A 19,360-nucleotide genomic window follows, 5' to 3' on the forward strand; every position below is an offset into this window, starting at 1 on the left:
GGTGTTCACCATTCTGCTGGGCACGCTGGTGATCTTCACCTTCGACCCGAACATCGTGTCCGTCCCGAGCTTCGTATGGTCGGCAAGCACCACCACCTCCGCGGCCGCCTGCACCAACGCCCGGTCGACGGACGCCGACAGCATGTTGGACGTGGACAGCCCGCGCTCGGCGGTGAGACCGCTCCCGGACAGAAACGCCCGCGACACCCGCAGCCCGTGCAGGGACTGCTCGGCACCACTGCCGACCAGGGCGTAGTTCGAGCCGCGGAGCGTACCGCCGGTCATCACGACCTCGACCCGGTTGGCGTGGGCCAATGCCTGCGCCACCAGCAGCGAGTTGGTGACGACGGTCAGTCCGGGCACCCGGGCGAGCCGGCGCGCCAGCTCCTGGGTCGTCGTACCCGCCCCGACCACGATCGCCTCGCCCTCTTCCACGAAGTTCGCGGCGAGGTCGGCGATGGCGGTCTTCTCGGCGGTCGCGAGATGGGATTTCTGCGGAAAGCCGGACTCCCGCGTGAAACCGCCCGGCAGTACCGCACCGCCGTGCCGGCGGTCGAGGAGTCCTTCTGCCTCCAGCGCGCGCACGTCCCGCCGTACGGTCACTTCGGAGGTCTGGACGACGCGGGCGAGCTCACGGAGCGACACGGCCCCGTTCGCTCGCACCATTTCGAGGATCAATTGGCGACGTTCTGCAGCGAACACGAAACTGACAGTAACGCCAGCGACCGTCTGCTTTCAGCAGTTTGCGCTGAATAGCAGAAGATGTTCGCACCAGGCAGCGGGAAGTGGTATAGAGCCTAGTCCCGCCGCCTATGCCACACACATGGTCGAATACTCCCCGTGACCAGGGAGGAGCCGGTTTCGGCCTCAGCCCTCGCCGGTCTCCTTGCGCGTGTGCAACTGCCGTGCCACCTCGGCGATCGAGCCCGACAGCGAGGGGTAGACGGTGAAGGCGTTCGCGATCTGCTCGACGGTCAGATTGTTGTCGACCGCGATCGAGATCGGGTGAATCAGTTCCGAGGCCCGCGGCGACACGACGACGCCACCGACCACGATCCCGGTGCCCGGCCGGCAGAAGATCTTGACGAAGCCGTCGCGGATGCCCTGCATCTTGGCGCGCGGGTTGCGGAGCAGCGGCAGCTTCACGACCCGGGCGTCGATCTTCCCGCCGTCGACGTCGGCCTGGGTGTAGCCGACGGTGGCGATCTCCGGGTCGGTGAAGACGTTCGACGACACGGTCTTCAGGTTGAGCGGGGCCACGGCGTCGCCGAGGAAGTGGTACATCGCGATCCGCCCCTGCATGGCGGCAACCGAGGCGAGAGCGAACACACCCGTCACGTCACCGGCCGCGTACACGCCCGGAGCGGTCGTACGGGACACCTTGTCGGTCCAGATGTGGCCGGACTCGCGCAGCCTGACCCCGGCGTCCTCCAGCCCCATGCCCGCGCTGTTGGGCACGGCGCCGACGGCCATCAGACAGTGCGATCCGGTGATGACGCGCCCGTCGGACAGGGTCACCTCGACCCGGTCCCCGACCCGCTTGGCGGACTGCGCCCGGGTACGCCCCATGACGTTCATGCCGCGCCGCCGGAAGACGTCCTCCAGCACGGCGGCCGCGTCCGGGTCCTCCCCCGGCAGCACGCGGTCCCGCGACGACACGAGCGTCACCCTCGAACCCAGCGCCTGATAGGCACCCGCGAACTCGGCACCGGTCACACCCGACCCGACCACGATCAGCTCCTCGGGGAGCTCGTTCAGGTCGTACACCTGGGTCCAGTTCAGGATCCGCTCACCGTCCGGCAGGGCATCGGGCAGCTCACGCGGATGCCCACCGGTGGCGATCAGCACGGCATCCGCCGTAAGAGTCTCCTCACTCCCGTCAGCGGCGCGCACCACCACCTTCCGCGACCCGTCGAGCGCCTGCATGCCCTCCAGCCGCCCGCGCCCGCGCATGACACGCGCCCCGGCACGCGTCACGGAGGCGGCGATGTCGTGCGACTGGGCGAGCGCGAGCCGCTTCACACGCCGGTTGACCTTCCCCAGGTCGACCCCCACCACCCGGGCGGACTGCTCCATGGGAGGAGTGTCGTCGGCGACGATGATCCCCAGCTCCTCGTACGACGAGTCGAAGGTGGTCATCACCTCGGCCGTCGCGATCAGAGTCTTCGACGGCACGCAGTCGGTGAGCACCGACGCCCCGCCCAGACCGTCGCAATCGACGACGGTCACCTCCGCGCCGAGTTGAGCGGCCACCAGCGCCGCTTCGTATCCGCCGGGTCCGCCACCGATGATCACGATCCGAGTCACGTACTCCATTGTCCCGCACCCCTCAAGGCGACACCGCCCGGGGGCCCGCCGCGATGCGGCTCCGTTACGCGAGTGACGCGAGTCCCCCTGCCGTACCCTTCCCCCATGTCGCTCTACGCCGCGTACGCCGGCAACCTCGACGCGCGGCTGATGTCCCGCCGCGCCCCGCACTCGCCGCTGCGCGCCACCGGCTGGCTGAACGGGTGGCGGCTGACCTTCGGCGGCGAGCACATGGGCTGGGAGGGCGCCCTGCCGACGATCGTCGAGGACCCCCTCTCCCAGGTCTTTGTCTCCCTGTACGACATCGCCCCCATGGACGAGGACTCGATGGACCGCTGGGAGGGGGTGGGCCTCGAGATCTACCGGCGCACCCGCGTACGAGTGCACACCCTGGACGGTGAGGAGCCGGCCTGGTCCTACGCCCTCAACGCCTACGAGGGCGGCCTCCCCTCCGCCCGCTACCTGGGCGAGATCGCCGACGCGGCGGAATCCGCCGGCGCCCCGCACGACTATGTGATGGAACTCCGCAAGCGCCCCTGCTGAGCCTTTGTCTGTCGGAAACGACAAGACAACGATCGCCACCCCGTTGGCTCCACCATCTACGCGCGTAGGCATTCACCGGCTACCCTCGTCCGCGTGAACGCATCTCTTCTTCCGGACGACATCCAGGGCGCCGCCCCGATCGACCCCAGGGCCGCCGCCGACGCCGCCGCGGCCCGCCTGCGCGAACTGACGGGCGCCGAGACCCACGACGTCGCCCTCGTGATGGGCTCCGGCTGGGCCCCGGCCGTGGACGCCCTGGGCGACCCCGACGCCGAGTTCCAGGTCACCGAGCTGCCCGGCTTCCCGCCCCCGGCGGTCGAGGGCCACGGAGGCAAGATCCGCTCGTACAAGATCGGCGACAAGCGCGCCCTGGTCTTCCTCGGCCGCACGCACTACTACGAGGGCCGCGGCGTCGCCGCCGTCTCCCACGGCGTCCGCACCGCCGTCGCCGCCGGCTGCAAGACGATCGTCCTCACCAACGGCTGCGGCGGCCTGCGCGAGGGCATGCGCCCCGGCCAGCCGGTCCTGATCAGCGACCACATCAACCTCACGGCCACGTCCCCCATCATCGGCGCCAACTTCGTCGACCTCACCGACCTCTACTCCCCGCGCCTGCGCGCCCTGTGCAAGGAGGTCGACCCCACCCTGGAGGAGGGCGTCTACGCCCAGTTCCCCGGCCCGCACTACGAGACTCCGGCCGAGATCCGCATGGCCCGCGTCATCGGCGCGGACCTGGTGGGCATGTCGACGGTCCTCGAGGCGATCGCCGCGCGGGAAGCGGGTGCGGAGGTTCTCGGCATCTCCCTGGTGACCAACCTCGCCGCAGGCATGACGGGAGAACCCCTCAACCACGAGGAGGTCCTCCAGGCCGGCCGCGACTCCGCGACAAGGATGGGCTCCCTGCTCGCCCAGGTCCTGGGACGCCTGTAGGGCACCCGGCGTCGTTGCTGGTGCCGGGTGGGTCCACAACCCTGCGGAACGGGGAGCCGCTGCGCCCACCCGTGCCGCCCCCAGCGGCACGCATGCCCGCAGCTGAGCGAACCCGCACCCGCCGGATCACGGAAGGGGTCGTGTCGGGGGGTGTCCGCCCGCAGCGGTTGTCGCGTCAACGGACAGTCAGTCGGCGTGGCACCCCATCGCGACGTTCCGAGGACGGACACCCCCCGGCGCGGCCCCGACCCACCACCCGGCGATAGGCGCTACGCGCACCCCCACCACACCCGCACAGGCGCCGCAGGCATCGCGCACACCCCCGACAACCGAGAGGCTGAGACCCGACCGTGCACGACGAACTCATCGCACAGGCCCAGGCGTGGCTCACCGAGGACCCCGACCCGGACACCCGCACCGAGCTCGCCCGCCTCCTCGACGCCCAGGACCACGCCGAACTCGCCGCCCGCTTCTCCGGCACCCTCCAGTTCGGCACCGCCGGCCTCCGAGGCGAACTCGGCGCCGGCCCCATGCGCATGAACCGCTCGGTCGTCATCCGCGCCGCCGCGGGCCTCGCCGCGTACCTCAAGAAGCAGGGCCACGACAACGGCCTGGTCGTCATCGGCTACGACGCCCGCCACAAGTCGTACGACTTCGCCCAGGACACCGCGGCCGTCATGACGGGCGCCGGCCTCCGCGCCGCAGTCCTCCCCCGCCCCCTCCCCACCCCCGTCCTCGCCTTCGCCATACGGCACCTCGGCGCGGTCGCCGGCGTGGAGGTCACCGCCAGCCACAACCCACCCCGCGACAACGGCTACAAGGTCTACCTCGGTGACGGCTCCCAGATCGTCCCCCCGGCCGACATCGACATCGCGGCAGAGATCGCCGCCATCCAGTCCCTCACCACCGTGCCCCGCCCCACCCACGGCTGGGACACCCTCGACGACAGCGTCCTCGACGCCTACCTCACCCGCACCGACGCCGTACTGGCCAAGGATTCCCCCCGCACGGCCCGCACGGTGTACACGGCGATGCACGGCGTAGGCAAGGACGTCCTCCTGGCGGCCTTCGCCCGCGCGGGCTTCCCGCTCCCGGCCCTCGTCACGGAACAGGCCGACCCCGACCCGGACTTCCCGACCGTCGCGTTCCCCAACCCGGAGGAACCCGGCGCGATGGACCTGGCCTTCGCCACCGCCCGCGCCACCACCCCCGACCTGATCATCGCCAACGACCCGGACGCGGACCGCTGCGCCGTCGCCGTACAGGACGGCACCGACTGGCGCATGCTCCGCGGCGACGAGGTCGGCGCCCTCCTCGCCGCCCACCTGGTCCACCGCGGAGCGACCGGCACGTTCGCGGAGTCGATCGTCTCGTCCTCCCTTCTCGGCCGTATCGCCGAGAAGGCGGGCCTCCCCCACGTCGAGACCCTCACCGGCTTCAAGTGGATCGCCCGCGCGGAGGGCCTGCGCTACGGCTACGAGGAGGCCCTCGGCTACTGCGTGGACCCCGACGGCGTACGCGACAAGGACGGCATCACGGCCGCGCTGCTGATCACGGAACTGGCGTCACGGCTCAAGTCGGAGGGCCGCACCCTCCTCGACCTCCTCGACGACCTGGCCGTGGAACACGGCCTGCACGCCACGGACCAGCTGTCGGTCCGCGTAGAGGATCTCTCCCTGATCGCCGCCGCGATGCACCGCCTGCGCGAACAGCCCCCGACCGAACTCGCCGGCTTGCCCATCACCCGCACGGACGATCTCACCCAGGGCACGGAGAGCCTCCCGCCCACCGACGGCCTGCGCTACACGCTGGACGGCGCCCGGGTGATCGTCCGCCCGAGCGGCACGGAGCCGAAGCTGAAGTGCTACCTGGAGGTCGTGATCCCGGTCGCGTCCCACGCGGACCTCCCCACGGCCCGCGCGAAGGCGACGACGCTATTGGAGTCGATCAAACGCGACCTGTCGACAGCAGCGGGCATCTGACCACACAGAACAGGCAGTCAGACCACACGAAACGGGGTGCCCCTCCCAGGGCACCCCGGTTGGGGCTACCCCACAGCCAGCAGAATCGCGACAAGCACCACCCCGGCAACCGCCGGCCCCACCACCTCGTAGGCCCACCGCACGGTCACCTCGCCCTGCGCCGTCTCCGCCCGGTGCCGCGCCTCGTGCAGCCCGCGCAGCTCGTCCATGATCCGGTCGGTCTCCGCACGCACGGGCCCCTCGGACTCGGGTCCACCCCCACCGAGGCCCTGCCCCAGCCCCGCACGCATCCCGAGGGCGCTGCCACGCCCCTCGTCCCGCCCCATGGCCCGCCGAGCCTGCGCGGTCGCCCGCATCTCACGCCGCGCGGCCTTCTTGCGGGCGCGCAGCGACACGGGGACGGCCCACAGCTGGTACTTGGCGCCGGACTCGGTGAGGACCTCGTTCGAGTAGGCGGACTTCAGCGAAGCGACCTGCCCCCAGGGCAGCGCGATGACGCGGAAGGGGTTGCGGATCCGCAGCCGGTCGTCGCCCGCGTACACGGCGGGCCGCAGGGTGAAGGCGACGACGAGCGGCACGATGAGCAGCATCAGCGCGAGCGCGAGCCACTGCGTGCGCCCCTCCCCCGAGACGAGCGCGTCGATGCCGAGCCACCCGGCGATGGCGAGCAGCAGCACACCGCCGGCGATGGCCGGGACCGACCGGTAGACCCGGTCCTTGGACTCGGGCGACTGGGACTCGGGACTCGTCATACCCCGATTCTGCCGGACGCCGACACCCCCACCCCCGCCACCCCGGCTCAAGCCACCGCACCCCGCACCCGCACCCCGCTCAAGCCACCGCACCCCGCACCCGCACCCCGCCCCACCCCCACAGCCACCCCAACCCTCGGCCGCCCCACACCCACCACACCGCACCCAAGCCAACCCCGGGGGCTGTACAGCCGCTACGCGCGTAGATATGCTCGTCTGGTGACCATGCCCAGTTCTGCACTCACCGCAGCTCACCCCCTCAAGGACGTCACCGCGTCCGACAGCGCGCTGCGCCGCTTCCTCCACGGGCTCCCCGGCGTCGACGCGGTCGGACTCGAGGGACGTGCGGCCTCCCTCGGCACGCGCTCGATCAAGACGACCGCGAAGGCGTACGCCATCGACCTCGCCATCTCGATGGTCGACCTGACGACGCTGGAAGGCGCGGACACCCCGGGCAAGGTCCGGGCGCTCGGCGCCAAGGCGGTCAGGCCCGACCCGACCGACCGCACGACGCCGGCCACGGCCGCGGTCTGCGTCTACCCCGACATGGTGGCCGTGGCCAAGGAGGCCGTCGCCGGCTCCGGCGTGAAGGTCGCCTCCGTCGCCACGTCGTTCCCGGCGGGCCGCGCCCCGCTCACGATCAAGCTGGCCGACGTCCGCGAGGCCGTAGCCGCGGGCGCCGACGAGATCGACATGGTCATCGACCGCGGCGCGTTCCTCGCGGGCCGGTACCTGAAGGTGTACGACGAGATCACCGCCGTGAAGGAGGCCTGCGGGACCTCCGCGCGCCTGAAGGTCATCTTCGAGACGGGCGAGCTGTCCACGTACGACAACATCCGCCGCGCGAGCTGGCTCGGGATGCTGGCGGGCGCGGACTTCATCAAGACCTCCACCGGCAAGGTCGCGGTGAACGCGACCCCCGCGAACACCCTCCTCATGCTGGAGGCGGTCCGCGACTTCCGCGCCCAGACCGGCATCCAGGTCGGCGTGAAGCCGGCCGGAGGCATCCGCACCACCAAGGACGCCGTCAAGTTCCTGGTCCTGGTCAACGAGACCGCGGGCGAGGACTGGCTGGACAACCACTGGTTCCGCTTCGGCGCCTCCTCGCTGCTGAACGACCTCCTGATGCAGCGCCAGAAGCTGGCTACGGGCCGCTACTCCGGCCCCGACTACGTGACGGTGGACTGATCGACATGACTTTTGAGTACGCACCGGCGCCCGAGTCCCGCTCGGTCGTCGACATCGCCCCGTCCTACGGCCTGTTCATCGACGGCGAGTTCACCGAGGCGGCCGACGGCAAGGTCTTCAAGACGGTCAGCCCCTCCTCCGAGGAGGTCCTCGCCGAGATCGCCCAGGCGGGCGAGGCGGACGTGGACCGTGCCGTACAGGCCGCCCGCAAGGCCTTCGAGAAGTGGTCGGCGCTCCCGGGCGCGGAGCGCGCGAAGTACCTCTTCCGGATCGCCCGCATCATCCAGGAGCGCTCCCGCGAGCTGGCTGTCCTCGAAACCCTCGACAACGGCAAGCCGATCAAGGAGACGCGCGACGCCGACCTGCCCCTGGTCGCCGCGCACTTCTTCTACTACGCGGGCTGGGCCGACAAGCTCGACCACGCCGGCTACGGCGCGAACCCGAGGCCCCTCGGTGTGGCGGGCCAGGTCATCCCCTGGAACTTCCCGCTCCTGATGCTGGCGTGGAAGATCGCGCCCGCCCTCGCCACCGGCAACACGGTCGCCCTCAAGCCCGCCGAAACGACCCCCCTCTCGGCGCTCTTCTTCGCGGACATCTGCCGCCAGGCCGGTCTCCCCAAGGGCGTCGTCAACATCCTCCCCGGCTACGGCGACACCGGCGCCGCGCTGGTGGCCCACCCGGACGTGAACAAGGTCGCCTTCACCGGGTCCACGGCCGTCGGCAAGGAGATCGCGCGCACGGTCGCCGGCACCCGCAAGAAGGTCACGCTCGAACTGGGCGGCAAGGGCGCCAACATCGTCTTCGACGACGCCCCGATCGACCAGGCCGTCGAGGGCATCGTGACCGGCATCTTCTTCAACCAGGGCCAGGTCTGCTGCGCCGGCAGCCGCCTCCTCGTCCAGGAGTCGATCCAGGACGAGCTGCTCGAGTCCCTCAAGCGCCGTCTGTCGACGCTGCGCCTCGGCGACCCGCTCGACAAGAACACGGACATCGGAGCGATCAACTCCGCGGAGCAGCTCGCGCGCATCACCTCCCTCGTCGAGCAGGGCGAGGCGGAGGGCGCCGAGCGCTGGTCGCCGGCCTGCGAACTGCCGGAGAGCGGCTACTGGTTCGCCCCGACGCTCTTCACGAACGTCACCCAGGCGCACCGCATCGCCCGCGACGAGATCTTCGGCCCGGTGCTGTCGGTCCTGACCTTCCGCACCCCGGACGAGGCGGTCGCCAAGGCCAACAACACGCAGTACGGCCTCTCCGCCGGCATCTGGACGGAGAAGGGCTCGCGCATCCTGGCGGTCGCGAACAAGCTCCGCGCGGGTGTCGTCTGGTCCAACACGTTCAACAAGTTCGACCCGACCTCGCCCTTCGGCGGGTACAAGGAGTCGGGCTTCGGCCGCGAGGGCGGCCGCCACGGCCTGGAGGCGTACCTCGATGTCTGACCGACTCAGTGTCCTCAAGACCTACAAGCTGTACGTGGGCGGAAAGTTCCCGCGTTCCGAGAGCGGCCGGGTGTACGAGGTGAGCGACTCGAAGGGCAAGTGGCTGGCGAACGCGCCCCTGTCCTCCCGCAAGGACGCCCGTGACGCGGTCGTCGCGGCCCGCAAGGCGTTCGGCGCCTGGTCGGGCGCGACGGCGTACAACCGCGGCCAGGTCCTCTACCGCGTCGCCGAGATGCTGGAGGGCCGCCGCGACCAATTCACGCGCGAGGTGGCCGACGCGGAGGGCCTGTCGAAGTCCAAGGCGGCGGCGGTCGTGGACGCGACGATCGACCGCTGGGTCTGGTACGCGGGCTGGACCGACAAGATCGCCCAGGTCGTGGGCGGCGGCAACCCGGTGGCGGGCCCGTTCTTCAACCTGTCCTCCCCGGAGCCGACGGGCGTGGTCGCGGTCCTGGCACCCCAGGAGTCGTCCTTCCTCGGCCTGGTCTCGGTGGTGGCCCCGGTCATCGCCACCGGCAACACGGCGATCGTGGTGGCGAGCGAGAAGTCCCCTCTCCCCGCCCTGTCCCTGGCCGAGGTCCTGGCCACCTCGGACGTCCCCGGCGGCGTGGTCAACGTCCTCTCGGGCCGCACGGCCGAGATCGCCACCCCTCTCGCGGCCCACCAGGACGTCAACGCGATCGACCTCGCGGGCGCCGACGAGGCCCTCGCGAAGGAACTGGAGATCGCGGCGGCCGACAACCTCAAGCGCGTCCTCCGTCCACAGCCTGTGGATTACACGGAGCCCCCGGGCACCGACCGCATGACGGCATTCCTGGAAACAAAAACGGTCTGGCACCCCACGGGGTCACTGGGCGCGTCGGGCTCCTCGTACTAGACACCCCCCGACACCCCTCAATACGGAAGCCCCGGCCCTCCTCCGTCCAGGAGAGCCGGGGCTTCTCGCGTGCGGGCACGCTCGCGTCAGATCCCGAGCCGCTGCGCGATGCCATCGAGGACACAGTCGAGGCCGAACGTGAACTCCCAGGCCCGGTCGTCCTTGCGGGTCGCGCTGAGGGCGTACTGCTCGTACGCGGGATAGCGGCCTGTGCCCATCAGGTAGACCATCTGCGGGGCGAGGGCCTGGCGGGTCTCGTCGCCGCTGGTCCAGCCATGGCGTTCCTGGTACTCCCGCATGGCGATCTCGGTCTGGGCCGCACCGTGCACGAAGGAGGTGACGGCCCGGAAGGCGGCCATCACCGAGTCGGCGTCCAGGCCTCGGACGGCGAGCGCGGCCAGCTGCCGTTCCGCCACGGCCATCCGCGACGGCGTCAGCATGATCACCGGGGTGGGCATGACCGCCATCCACGGGTGGGCGAGCATCAACTCCCGTGTCTGGAGGGCGTAGGCGCGCAGCACGTCCCGCCACTCAGTCGCCCCCTCCGGCACGGCCAGCTCCCGGGACACCCGGTCGATCATGAGCGCCCAGAGGTCGTCCTTGCCGTTGACGTGCCGGTAGGCGGCCATGGGCGCGACGCCGAGCTTGGTGGCGAGACGGCGCATGGTGACGGCCGCGCCGCCCTCCTCGTCGGCGATCTCGACCGCGGCGGCGGCGATCCGCTCCAGGGTCAGTGAGGTGCGAGGGGCCGGGGCGGGCCGCTCCATGCGCTCCCAGAGGGAGGGCGTCTCGGCCCCGCTCTCCACGCCCTCCTTCTTCTTCGCGACCGCCATGGTCCGCTCCTCCCGGTCGGATTGTCGCGTACAGCGTATCTCCAGTAGACGCCGTACACGTCGCTGTGTACGTTGTACGCGCAGCAGATACGCCGTACACATCGCCGTACACATCCAGGGGGAGACCCATGCCCACCACCGCCGAACCGCTCCGCGTCGCCGTTCTCGTCGGCTCCACCCGGGAGGGACGCTTCGCGCCCGTGGTGACGAAGTGGCTGACCGGCCACCTCGACCAGCGCGACGACCTGCGCGCCGATGTCGTCGACCTCGCGGAGACGCCGCTGCCGACGGTGTTCCCTGCCTTCGGACAGCAGCCGCCGCCCGGCACCGAGGAGCGGCTGGCCCTCGTGTCACCCCGGCTCGCGGCCGCCGACGCCTTCGTCCTCGTCACGCCCGAGTACAACCACAGCTTCCCGGCGTCCCTGAAGAACGCGATCGACTGGCACGGCGAGGAGTGGCACGGCAAGCCGGTCGGCTTCGTCTCCTACGGCGGCCTGTCCGGCGGCCTGCGCGCGGTGGAGCAACTGCGGGTCGTCATGGCCGAGGTGAACGCCACGACGATCCGCAACACCGTCAGCTTCCACAACGCCTGGAGCCGCTTCGACGAGGACGGCACCTGCACGGACCCCGCCGCCGACACGGCCGCGAAGGCCCTGCTCGACCAGCTCGCCTGGTGGGGCCACGCCCTGCGGGACGCCAAGTCCGTCCGTGACTACGTCGCATGACGGCCGAGTCCCACGCCGGGGAGACCACTGCCTCGCCCGCGAGCACGGCACCTCCGGCCCGGCCGGACGCCCCGCCCTCCCGGCTCGTCGTCCTCGGCCTGCTGCTCGGCATCGTGCTCGCCACGCTCGACGGAACCGTCGTCGGCACCGCACTGCCCACTATCGTCGGTGACCTGGGCGGCCTCGACCAGCTGTCCTGGGTGATCACGGCCTATCTGCTCACCACGGCCGTCTCCACGCCGATCTGGGGGAAAGTCGGCGACCTGTACGGCCACAAGGGCAGCTACCTCACCTCCATCACCGTGTTCCTCGTCGGCTCCGTGCTGTGCGGGCTCGCCCAGGACATGGGCCAGTTGATCGCCTTCCGGGCCCTCCAGGGCATCGGCGCGGGCGGCCTCTTCGTGGGCGCGCTCGCCCTCATCGGCACGCTGCTCACCCCGGCGGAGGCCGGGAGGGCACAGTCGCTGATCGGGGTGCTGCTGCCCGCCGCGGTGATCGGCGGACCGCTGGCCGGCGGCTTCCTCACCGACCAGCTCGACTGGCGCTGGGTGTTCTACGTCAACGTCCCGGTCGGCGCGGTGGCGCTCGGCCTGATCGGCTTCGGGGTGCGGCTGCGGGCCGCCCGGGTCAAGGCCCGGATCGACCTGGCCGGAGCCGGGCTGCTGACCGGCGCGATCCTCGCCCTGACCCTCCTCGCGAGCTGGGCCGGGACGACGTACGCCTGGTCGTCACCGCAGGTCATCGGACTCGCCCTGGTCTCCGCGGTCGCGCTGGCCGCCTTCGTGCGGGTCGAGCGGCGCGCCCCGGAACCGGTGATCCCGCCCCGGCTGTTCCGCGACCGCAACTTCTCCGTGGCGCAGGTGCTCAGCTTCGTCACGGGCGCGGCCATGCTGGCGGCGGCGAGCTATCTGCCCCAGTACCTGCAGTTCGTACGGGACATGTCGTCCACCGAGAGCGGACTGCTGCTGCTCCCGCTGATGCTGGGCATGATGGCCGCCCAGCTCGTCATCGGCCGGCGGGTCGGCGACGGCGGGCGCTACCGCGGCTACCCCATCGCGGGCGGTGCGCTGGCCGCGGCGGGGGCGCTGGCCCTGCTGTCGCTCGGCACGGCCACGACGGCACCAGCCGCCTCCGGCCTGACGCTGGTGCTGGGCGTGGGCATCGGCTGTCTGATGCAGCCGACGATGCTCATCACGATGAACAGCGCGGAACCACGCGACATGGGCGCGGCCGGCGGCACCCAGACATTGCTGCGCACCGTCGGCGGCTCGCTCGGCGTCGCCGTCCTCGGCTCCGTCTACACCGGCCGGCTCACAGCCGCCGTCACGGACCGGCTCGGCCCCGACGGCGCCCGGCTGACCAGCGGGGAGCTCACCCCCGAGGCGCTGCGGGACCTGCCGGAGCCGGTCCGGGACGCCTTCCGGGCGGGCGTGGTGGACGGACTGCACGGTGTCGCGCTCGGCACGGCAGTGCTGTGCGCCGTAGCGTTCGCGGTGTCCTGGCTGGTCAGGGAGGTCCCGCTGCGGGGCCGTTGAACTACCCCGAGACCAGCCTGGTGACCTGGCTCAGCACCAGGGCGTCCCCGACCGACGGTGCCTGGGCCACCGGGCCCGTCACCTCCTTGGAATCCATCGGCCTGAAGTCGGCGACCTCGGTGCCGACGCTGTTGTCGAGCGGGTCGACTCCCGTGCCGGCGAGGGGATTGGGCTTGAGGCCCGTCGCCGTGCCGGTGGCGTAGGCGAGGGTGTCGCTCGCGGCCTGGAGGCCGGCCCGGGTGTCGGTCTTCCCCGGGGAGGTGTGGATCACGTCCAGGACCGAGCCGGTTCCCGCCGCGGCCGACGCCGCCCCCGCACCCGCCCCCAGCGCCACTCCCGCGGTCGCGAGGACGGCCAGGGCACGCTGGACGGTCGGCTTCTTGGGTGAGACGTGTCGGGCCATCACTGCCACCTTCTGACGCTCTGGGTAATCGAATCAGCACGAAGGGTAGTTGAGATGTGACGCGCGCATCAAAGGCGACCCGCGGGGTCGTACGGCACCCGATGGATGCCTCACACTGGTGTCCCGTGACATCCCCTCTGCCCATACCGACGCGAGTCGTGCTGCTCTGCGGCCCTTCCGGCTCCGGCAAGTCCCTCCTCGCGGCCCGCTCCGGCCTTCCGGTGCTGCGGCTCGACGACTTCTACAAGGAGGGCGACGACCCGACTCTGCCTGTGGTGGAGGGGAGTTCGGACATCGACTGGGACCATCCGGACTCCTGGGACGCGGACACCGCCGTCGCCGCGATCACCCAGCTGTGCCGCACGGGCCGTACGGCCGTCCCCGTCTACGACCTCTCGCTCAGCGCCCGCACCGGCGAGGAGACGGTCGACATCGGACGGACCCCGCTGTTCCTCGCGGAGGGCATCTTCGCAGCGGAGATCGTCACACGCTGCCGGGAACTCGGCGTCCTGGCTGACGCGCTGTGCCTGAGCCGCGGCCCGGTGAAGACCTTCCGCCGCCGCTTCCTGCGGGACCTGAAGGAGGGCCGCAAGTCGGTGCCGTTCCTGCTTCGGCGCGGCTGGCGCCTGATGCGGCAGGAGCGCTCGATCGTCGCCCGCCAGAGCGCGCTGGGCGCGTACGCCTGTGACCGTGACGAGGCGATGGGCCGGCTTGCGGCGGCCGCGGCGGGCCGGTGCGCGAGCCTCCGTACGGCGGCCTGAGACACAGGAACAACAAGAAACGGGACTGGACGGACCCCCCGGCCCTCCAGTCCCGCTCTTGTGTTCCCCCGTGGTGCTCCCCCCTGGGTGCTCCCCCGTTTCCTCCCCCTCGTTCCCCCGTGTCCCCACTCTCCTGAGGAGACGCCCCCCAGCGCCTCCGCAGTCCCCCGTGGGCCCCCTTGTGGTGCTCCCCCCCCCGAACCTTCAGGCCACGAGCTCGCCGAAGGCGTCTTCCTCGTCACGGCCGAAGCTGAGGACCTCGTCCTCGCGCAGCCGGCGGAGCGACCGCCAGATGCTGGACTTCACCGTGCCGACACTGATGTCGAGGATCTCCGCGATCTCCGGGTCCGTGCGGCCCTCGTAGTACCGAAGGACCAGCATCGTGCGCTGGAGTTCGGGCAGCCGGGCCAGCGCCTGCCACAGGACCGCGCGCAGCTCGGTGCCGCGCATCGCGTCCGTGTCACCGGCGGTCTCCGGCAGCTCCTCGGTCGGGTATTCGTTCAGCTTGCGGCGGCGCCACGCGCTGATGTGCAGGTTCGTCATGGTGCGGCGGAGGTATCCGCCGACCGCAGCCTTGTCACTGATCCGGTCCCACGCCCGGTAGGTCGAGAACAGCGCGCTCTGCAGCAGGTCCTCGGCCTCGAAGCGGTCGCCGGTGAGGTGGTAGGCGGTGGCGTACAGGGAGGCGCGGCGCTCCTGGACGTAGGCGGTGAACTCCGCCTCCGACAGCGAACGGCGCTCCCCCGAGTCCTCCCTGTACGCGGCTCCCCCGTGAGCCCCCTTGTTGATCTCCCCCGTCGGTGCGTCAACCACCGTCATGTACGCGGTGTGCTGACGCCCGGTGCCGCGAGCGCACCCCCGCCCGCTCACGGCACCGGACTTCTCGGAAACCCGGTGCACGTCGTGCAGACGCGTGATCACTGCGCTGGTGCTGATGCCGTGCAGCGTGTTCATCTCGCGCCCCCCGTCGTGGACTTCCGGTGTGCGGCCCGCCGGTCGGGCGGGCTTCCTTGCTTGTGCCGAAAAGCTTGCCCCGGCACTTTCATCGCCGTGTCCGCCGACTGTCACAGGCCTGTCACAGGGGTCGGCCACAGGATGAGCACGGCTCGTACACAGGCGTCGGCGGTAGGCGCGGCGCTGATCTCGGCCCACAGGTCGAACCCCGCCCCCCTCATGGGCCAGAATGAGCCCGTGCCTTCCCTGTTGCTGATCGAGGACGACGACGCCATCCGGACGGCCCTGGAGCTCTCACTGACGCGCCAGGGTCACCGCGTGGCGACCGCTGCCAGCGGTGAGGACGGTCTGAAGCTGCTGCGTGAGCAGCGGCCGGATCTGATCGTGCTGGATGTGATGCTGCCCGGCATCGACGGGTTCGAGGTGTGCCGGCGCATCCGGCGCACGGACCAGTTGCCGATCATCCTGCTGACCGCGCGCAACGACGACATCGACGTGGTGGTCGGGCTGGAGTCCGGCGCCGACGACTATGTCGTCAAACCGGTGCAGGGGCGTGTGCTCGACGCCCGGATCCGGGCCGTGCTGCGGCGCGGCGAGCGGGAGTCCAACGACGCGGCGTCGTTCGGCAGCCTCGTCATCGACCGCTCCGCGATGACCGTGACCAAGAACGGCGAGGACCTCCAGCTCACGCCGACCGAGCTGCGGCTGCTGCTGGAGCTGAGCCGGCGGCCGGGGCAGGCGCTGTCCCGCCAGCAGCTGCTGCGGCTGGTGTGGGAGCACGACTACCTGGGCGACTCGCGGCTCGTGGACGCCTGTGTCCAGCGGCTGCGTGCGAAGGTCGAGGACGTGCCGTCGTCCCCGACGCTGATCCGTACCGTGCGGGGTGTCGGCTATCGGCTGGACGCGCCTCAGTGACCCAGGCGCACCAAGGGGGGGCCCGCGGCTGGACCGGGGCGCGCAAGGGAGTTCTGTCGCGGCTGCGCTTCACCAGCCTGCGGCTGAGGCTGGTCGTCGTCTTCGGTCTGGTGGCCCTGACGGCCGCGGTGTCCGCGTCCGGGATCGCCTACTGGCTCAACCGCGAGGCGGTCCTCACCCGCACCCAGGACGCGGTGCTGCGCGACTTCGAGCAGGAGATGCAGAACCGGGCGGGTGCGCTGCCCGAGCGGCCGACGCAGGACGAGTTGCAGCACACCGCGGGCCAGATGGCGGGCAGCGACCAGCGCTTCAGCGTGCTGCTGGTCGCCCGCGACGCCGACGGCAGGACCGTCTACGGCAGCTCCGGCGGGCTGAGCGGCTTCTCGCTGCGGGACGTGCCGACCCCGCTGCGCACGGCGGTCAACAGGACGCAGAAGGTCGGCGGGGCCAACAAGCACCCGTACCACCTGTACTGGCAGCGGGTCATAGACCACGACACCCCGTATCTCGTGGCCGGGACGCGGGTGATCGGCGGCGGCCCGACCGGCTACATGCTCAAGTCGCTGGAACCGGAGGCGAAGGATCTGAACTCGCTCGCCTGGTCGCTGGGAATCGCCACGGGACTCGCGCTGATCGGCTCGGCGCTGCTCGCGCAGGCCGCCGCGACGACGGTGCTGAAGCCCGTGCAGCGGCTCGGGACGGCCGCGCGGCGGCTCGGCGAGGGCAAGCTGGACACCCGGCTCAGGGTGTCGGGCACCGACGAACTCGCCGATCTGTCCCGGACGTTCAACAACGCGGCCGAGGCGCTGGAGAAACGGGTCGCCGACATGGCCGCGCGGGACGAGGCGTCCCGGCGGTTCGTCGCGGACATGAGCCATGAGCTGCGTACGCCGCTCACCGCCATCACCGCCGTGACGGAGGTGCTGGAGGAGGAGCTGGAGGCGGAGACCGGGAGCATGGACCCGATGATCGAGCCCGCGGTCCGGCTGGTGGTCAGCGAGACGCGGCGGCTGAACGACCTGGTCGAGAACCTGATGGAGGTCACCCGCTTCGACGCGGGCACCGCCCGGCTCGTCCTGGACGACGTCGACATCGCCGACCAGATCACCGCGTGCATCGATGCCCGGGCCTGGCTGGACGCGGTGGAGCTGGACGCCGAGCGCGGGATCCACGCCCGCCTGGATCCGCGCCGCCTCGACGTCATCCTGGCCAACCTCATCGGCAACGCGCTCAAGCACGGCGGCTCCCCGGTGCGGGTGACCGTCCGGGCGGACGACGACTCGCTCGTCATCGAGGTGCAGGACCACGGGCCCGGCATCCCCGAGGACGTGCTGCCGCATGTCTTCGACCGGTTCTACAAGGCCAGCGCCTCCCGGCCGCGCTCCGAGGGCAGCGGTCTGGGCCTGTCCATCGCCCTGGAGAACGCCCACATCCACGGCGGCGAGATCACCGCGGCCAACTCGGCCGACTCGGGCGCGGTGTTCACCCTGCGGCTCCCGCGCGGCACCGCCCCGGTGGAAGAGCCCGCCGAGGACGGGCAGCGGCCCGAGAGCGACACCGACCAGCCCAAGGGCGAGGACTCGAAGGGGGAGGCCTGATGACCGTACGTCTCGCGGCCGTGTCTCGTCTGCTCGCCGTGCCCGCCCTCGCCGTTGTGCTGGCCGGCTGCGGGATCCGGGCCACGGAGGTGCCGACGAACTTCGGGCCCGCGCCCTCGCGGGTGCGGTGCTCGCTCGCCGAACCGGACGTGTCGGCGCAGGCCACTCGGGGGCTGCCGGTGCAGGTGTTCCTGCTGTGCGGCTCCTCGCTGGTGACCGTCGACCGGACCGTACGGGTTCCGGACGGCGCGGCCGACTCCGAGCGGCGCATGCTGGTGGCGCAGGGCCTGCTGGACCAGCTCGCCGAGACCCCGTCGCCCGCCGAGAAGGAGGCCGGCTACAGCACGGACGTACGCGGTGGCATCACCGTGGGCGGGCCGTTGAAGGGCGACCCGGAGGACACGCTGCGGCTGAGCACGGCGCCGGACAGCCTCACCTCGTACGCCCTGGCCCAGATCGTCTGCACCTTCTCCGACTCCGCCGCCGCCGAGGGCGACGGCTCCGTGGTCCTGGGCGGCCCCGGCCCCGAGTCCCCGCGCCGCTACGAGTGCACCGACGAGGTGCGGGCCCGCCCGGGCAGCACGGAGCCGCCGTCCAAGGACGTGGCCGGCGAGTGAGGCGGCGGGCGGTTCCGCCGGGCTGTGGCGCACGCCTCACAGGCCTCCCTGGGGGCATCCCGGAACCGATCCTGCCGAAGGCCGCGTCTAGGGGGGCGTGCAGCGTCAAGGCTCCATCGGCGGCAGCGCCGAGTTCCGCATCCGTGTGACGGGAGGTGTCCTCCTCGTCGCACACCTCGCGTTCGTCGCCTGGTTCACGTTGCGGCCGCTGGAGGTGCCCTGGGTGATGCCCGCCAATCTGCGGCCGTTCGCCGGGATCCGGGCCGATCTCGCCCTGGGCTGGCCGGAGGCGGCCCGTCACATCGGCGAGAAGCTGGCCCTGCTCGCCCCGCTGGGCGTGCTGCTGCCGATGGTGGGCGGCAGGCTGGTCGTCTCGCCGCTGGCGTCCCTGCTGCGCACCGTCGCGGCCGGTGCGCTGCTGTCGCTGGGAATCGAGCTGTTGCAGACCGGCGTGCCCGGCCAGGTCGTCGATGTCGACTCGCTGTTCCTGAACACCGCGGGCGTGGGCCTCGCGCACCTGGCGCTCGTCCCCGCGGGCCGCTCCTGGCTGCGCCGCCGCGCCACCGCGCCCCTGACCCGGGCGCCCCTGGCCCCGGAGGAGCCGGCTCAGGGTCGGACCCCGACGATTCCCAGGGTCGGGATCGCCCCGTGGAGCGACGCTTTGCCCCCTTCGTCTCCGTAGCGTGGAGTGCAGATGGGGTACTCGGACGAGAGACCTCGCACACCGAAGCTGAAGGAGTCGCACATGTCCCGCCTCGCCCGCCCCACCAACGGCCGCATGATCGGCGGAGTGTGCGCCGCGCTGGCACGGCGCTTCGGCACCTCCACGACGACGATGCGGGTGATCTTCCTGGTCTCGTGCCTGCTGCCCGGCCCGCAGTTCCTGCTGTACATCGCGCTGTGGATCGTGCTGCCCTCGGAGGACAAGGTGCGGAACAAGGCCCAGACGGCCTGGTGACCGCCCGCCGCGGAAACGCCGATGGGGCGCACCCTGTGTCCAGGGG

The 19,360-nt window shown here is 71.4% G+C and carries 20 protein-coding genes; 14 read left to right on the forward strand and 6 right to left on the reverse strand.

Annotated features, from left to right (window positions below):
* Positions 1 to 702, reverse strand: a 702-nt coding sequence (locus tag ACWIF2_RS35210; protein ID WP_454365024.1) for a DeoR/GlpR family DNA-binding transcription regulator, incomplete at its 3' end; no start/stop codon positions are given.
* A gap of 165 nt (positions 703 to 867) precedes the next feature.
* Positions 868 to 2,316 carry an NAD(P)H-quinone dehydrogenase gene (locus ACWIF2_RS35215; RefSeq protein ID WP_454365026.1) on the reverse strand — a complete coding sequence of 483 codons (1,449 nt, stop codon included), beginning with the start codon at positions 2,314 to 2,316 and terminating at the stop codon, positions 868 to 870.
* A gap of 96 nt (positions 2,317 to 2,412) precedes the next feature.
* Between ACWIF2_RS35215 and ACWIF2_RS35220 the strand changes: the two genes are divergently transcribed.
* From ACWIF2_RS35220 to ACWIF2_RS35230, 3 genes are all read left to right on the forward strand, one after another.
* Complete coding sequence (locus ACWIF2_RS35220) at positions 2,413 to 2,850, forward strand: gamma-glutamylcyclotransferase (protein ID WP_454365028.1); 438 nt, start codon at positions 2,413 to 2,415, stop codon at positions 2,848 to 2,850.
* 93 nt (positions 2,851 to 2,943) lie between these two features.
* Entirely contained in the window at positions 2,944 to 3,780 is an 837-nt protein-coding gene (locus ACWIF2_RS35225; RefSeq protein ID WP_454365030.1) for a purine-nucleoside phosphorylase, read from the forward strand.
* 350 nt (positions 3,781 to 4,130) lie between these two features.
* Positions 4,131 to 5,762, forward strand: a complete 1,632-nt coding sequence (locus tag ACWIF2_RS35230; RefSeq protein WP_454365032.1) for a phospho-sugar mutase — start codon at positions 4,131 to 4,133, stop codon at positions 5,760 to 5,762.
* Positions 5,763 to 5,827: 65 nt separating this feature from the next.
* Here the strand turns inward: ACWIF2_RS35230 and ACWIF2_RS35235 are convergent, their stop codons facing one another.
* Positions 5,828 to 6,514 (reverse strand): PH domain-containing protein, encoded by a 687-nt coding sequence (locus tag ACWIF2_RS35235; RefSeq protein ID WP_454365034.1) that lies wholly within the window; start codon positions 6,512 to 6,514, stop codon positions 5,828 to 5,830.
* A 225-nt stretch (positions 6,515 to 6,739) separates the two neighbouring features.
* Between ACWIF2_RS35235 and deoC the strand changes: the two genes are divergently transcribed.
* Genes deoC through ACWIF2_RS35250 form a run of 3 tightly spaced genes read left to right on the forward strand, consistent with a single transcriptional unit; the run spans position 6,740 to position 10,015 of the window.
* On the forward strand, positions 6,740 to 7,702 hold the full coding sequence (gene deoC / locus ACWIF2_RS35240; RefSeq protein WP_454365036.1) for a deoxyribose-phosphate aldolase: 963 nt from the start codon (positions 6,740 to 6,742) through the stop codon (positions 7,700 to 7,702).
* Positions 7,702 to 9,138 (forward strand): aldehyde dehydrogenase family protein, encoded by a 1,437-nt coding sequence (locus tag ACWIF2_RS35245; RefSeq protein WP_454365058.1) that lies wholly within the window; start codon positions 7,702 to 7,704, stop codon positions 9,136 to 9,138. Before deoC ends, ACWIF2_RS35245 begins: the two co-directional genes overlap by 1 nt.
* Positions 9,131 to 10,015 (forward strand): aldehyde dehydrogenase family protein, encoded by an 885-nt coding sequence (locus tag ACWIF2_RS35250; protein ID WP_454365038.1) that lies wholly within the window; start codon positions 9,131 to 9,133, stop codon positions 10,013 to 10,015. Before ACWIF2_RS35245 ends, ACWIF2_RS35250 begins: the two co-directional genes overlap by 8 nt.
* An 86-nt stretch (positions 10,016 to 10,101) precedes the next feature.
* Here the strand turns inward: ACWIF2_RS35250 and ACWIF2_RS35255 are convergent, their stop codons facing one another.
* Positions 10,102 to 10,848 (reverse strand): TetR/AcrR family transcriptional regulator, encoded by a 747-nt coding sequence (locus tag ACWIF2_RS35255; RefSeq protein WP_454365040.1) that lies wholly within the window; start codon positions 10,846 to 10,848, stop codon positions 10,102 to 10,104.
* Between the two features lie 128 nt (positions 10,849 to 10,976).
* On the opposite strand from ACWIF2_RS35255, the gene ACWIF2_RS35260 reads away from it, so the two are divergent.
* Together ACWIF2_RS35260 and ACWIF2_RS35265 are read left to right on the forward strand one after the other, a co-directional pair.
* Complete coding sequence (locus ACWIF2_RS35260) at positions 10,977 to 11,573, forward strand: NADPH-dependent FMN reductase (protein WP_454365042.1); 597 nt, start codon at positions 10,977 to 10,979, stop codon at positions 11,571 to 11,573.
* Positions 11,570 to 13,108, forward strand: coding sequence for a DHA2 family efflux MFS transporter permease subunit (locus tag ACWIF2_RS35265; protein WP_454365044.1), 1,539 nt, complete (start codon positions 11,570 to 11,572; stop codon positions 13,106 to 13,108). Before ACWIF2_RS35260 ends, ACWIF2_RS35265 begins: the two co-directional genes overlap by 4 nt.
* Before the next feature lies 1 nt (position 13,109).
* On the opposite strand, the gene ACWIF2_RS35270 is transcribed toward ACWIF2_RS35265, so the two are convergent.
* Positions 13,110 to 13,511 carry a hypothetical protein gene (locus ACWIF2_RS35270; protein WP_454365046.1) on the reverse strand — a complete coding sequence of 134 codons (402 nt, stop codon included), beginning with the start codon at positions 13,509 to 13,511 and terminating at the stop codon, positions 13,110 to 13,112.
* Positions 13,512 to 13,567: 56 nt separating this feature from the next.
* Here ACWIF2_RS35270 and ACWIF2_RS35275 point away from each other — a divergent pair, with 56 nt between their 5' ends.
* On the forward strand, positions 13,568 to 14,272 hold the full coding sequence (locus tag ACWIF2_RS35275; RefSeq protein WP_454365048.1) for a uridine kinase family protein: 705 nt from the start codon (positions 13,568 to 13,570) through the stop codon (positions 14,270 to 14,272).
* Between the two features lie 204 nt (positions 14,273 to 14,476).
* Here ACWIF2_RS35275 and ACWIF2_RS35280 read toward each other — a convergent pair whose 3' ends face one another.
* Positions 14,477 to 15,226 (reverse strand): SigE family RNA polymerase sigma factor, encoded by a 750-nt coding sequence (locus tag ACWIF2_RS35280; protein WP_454365050.1) that lies wholly within the window; start codon positions 15,224 to 15,226, stop codon positions 14,477 to 14,479.
* A gap of 237 nt (positions 15,227 to 15,463) precedes the next feature.
* Between ACWIF2_RS35280 and afsQ1 the strand changes: the two genes are divergently transcribed.
* The 5 genes from afsQ1 to ACWIF2_RS35305 all read left to right on the forward strand — a co-directional run bounded on the left by afsQ1 (position 15,464) and on the right by ACWIF2_RS35305 (position 19,314).
* Positions 15,464 to 16,141: a two-component system response regulator AfsQ1 gene (gene afsQ1, locus ACWIF2_RS35285; protein ID WP_097219620.1), complete on the forward strand. Its 678-nt coding sequence runs from the start codon at positions 15,464 to 15,466 to the stop codon at positions 16,139 to 16,141.
* Entirely contained in the window at positions 16,138 to 17,739 is a 1,602-nt protein-coding gene (locus ACWIF2_RS35290) for an ATP-binding protein (RefSeq protein WP_454365052.1), read from the forward strand. Before afsQ1 ends, ACWIF2_RS35290 begins: the two co-directional genes overlap by 4 nt.
* Positions 17,739 to 18,356: a hypothetical protein gene (locus ACWIF2_RS35295; protein WP_454365054.1), complete on the forward strand. Its 618-nt coding sequence runs from the start codon at positions 17,739 to 17,741 to the stop codon at positions 18,354 to 18,356. Before ACWIF2_RS35290 ends, ACWIF2_RS35295 begins: the two co-directional genes overlap by 1 nt.
* A 97-nt stretch (positions 18,357 to 18,453) precedes the next feature.
* Positions 18,454 to 19,038 carry a VanZ family protein gene (locus tag ACWIF2_RS35300; protein WP_454365056.1) on the forward strand — a complete coding sequence of 195 codons (585 nt, stop codon included), beginning with the start codon at positions 18,454 to 18,456 and terminating at the stop codon, positions 19,036 to 19,038.
* A gap of 63 nt (positions 19,039 to 19,101) precedes the next feature.
* Positions 19,102 to 19,314, forward strand: a complete 213-nt coding sequence (locus ACWIF2_RS35305; RefSeq protein WP_193481686.1) for a PspC domain-containing protein — start codon at positions 19,102 to 19,104, stop codon at positions 19,312 to 19,314.
* Positions 19,315 to 19,360 lie beyond the last annotated feature (46 nt).

It is taken from the genome of Streptomyces sp. NPDC055506 (assembly GCF_053643595.1).

Coding starts and splice junctions, on each gene's coding strand:
- ACWIF2_RS35215 (WP_454365026.1), bottom strand. CDS start 2,316: ATGGAGTACGTGACTCGGATCGTGATCATCGGTGGCGGACCCGGCGGA.
- ACWIF2_RS35220 (WP_454365028.1), top strand. CDS start 2,413: ATGTCGCTCTACGCCGCGTACGCCGGCAACCTCGACGCGCGGCTGATG.
- ACWIF2_RS35235 (WP_454365034.1), bottom strand. CDS start 6,514: ATGACGAGTCCCGAGTCCCAGTCGCCCGAGTCCAAGGACCGGGTCTAC.
- deoC (WP_454365036.1), top strand. CDS start 6,740: ATGCCCAGTTCTGCACTCACCGCAGCTCACCCCCTCAAGGACGTCACC.
- ACWIF2_RS35250 (WP_454365038.1), top strand. CDS start 9,131: ATGTCTGACCGACTCAGTGTCCTCAAGACCTACAAGCTGTACGTGGGC.
- ACWIF2_RS35255 (WP_454365040.1), bottom strand. CDS start 10,848: ATGGCGGTCGCGAAGAAGAAGGAGGGCGTGGAGAGCGGGGCCGAGACG.
- ACWIF2_RS35260 (WP_454365042.1), top strand. CDS start 10,977: ATGCCCACCACCGCCGAACCGCTCCGCGTCGCCGTTCTCGTCGGCTCC.
- ACWIF2_RS35265 (WP_454365044.1), top strand. CDS start 11,570: ATGACGGCCGAGTCCCACGCCGGGGAGACCACTGCCTCGCCCGCGAGC.
- ACWIF2_RS35270 (WP_454365046.1), bottom strand. CDS start 13,511: ATGGCCCGACACGTCTCACCCAAGAAGCCGACCGTCCAGCGTGCCCTG.
- ACWIF2_RS35280 (WP_454365050.1), bottom strand. CDS start 15,226: ATGAACACGCTGCACGGCATCAGCACCAGCGCAGTGATCACGCGTCTG.
- ACWIF2_RS35295 (WP_454365054.1), top strand. CDS start 17,739: ATGACCGTACGTCTCGCGGCCGTGTCTCGTCTGCTCGCCGTGCCCGCC.
- ACWIF2_RS35305 (WP_193481686.1), top strand. CDS start 19,102: ATGTCCCGCCTCGCCCGCCCCACCAACGGCCGCATGATCGGCGGAGTG.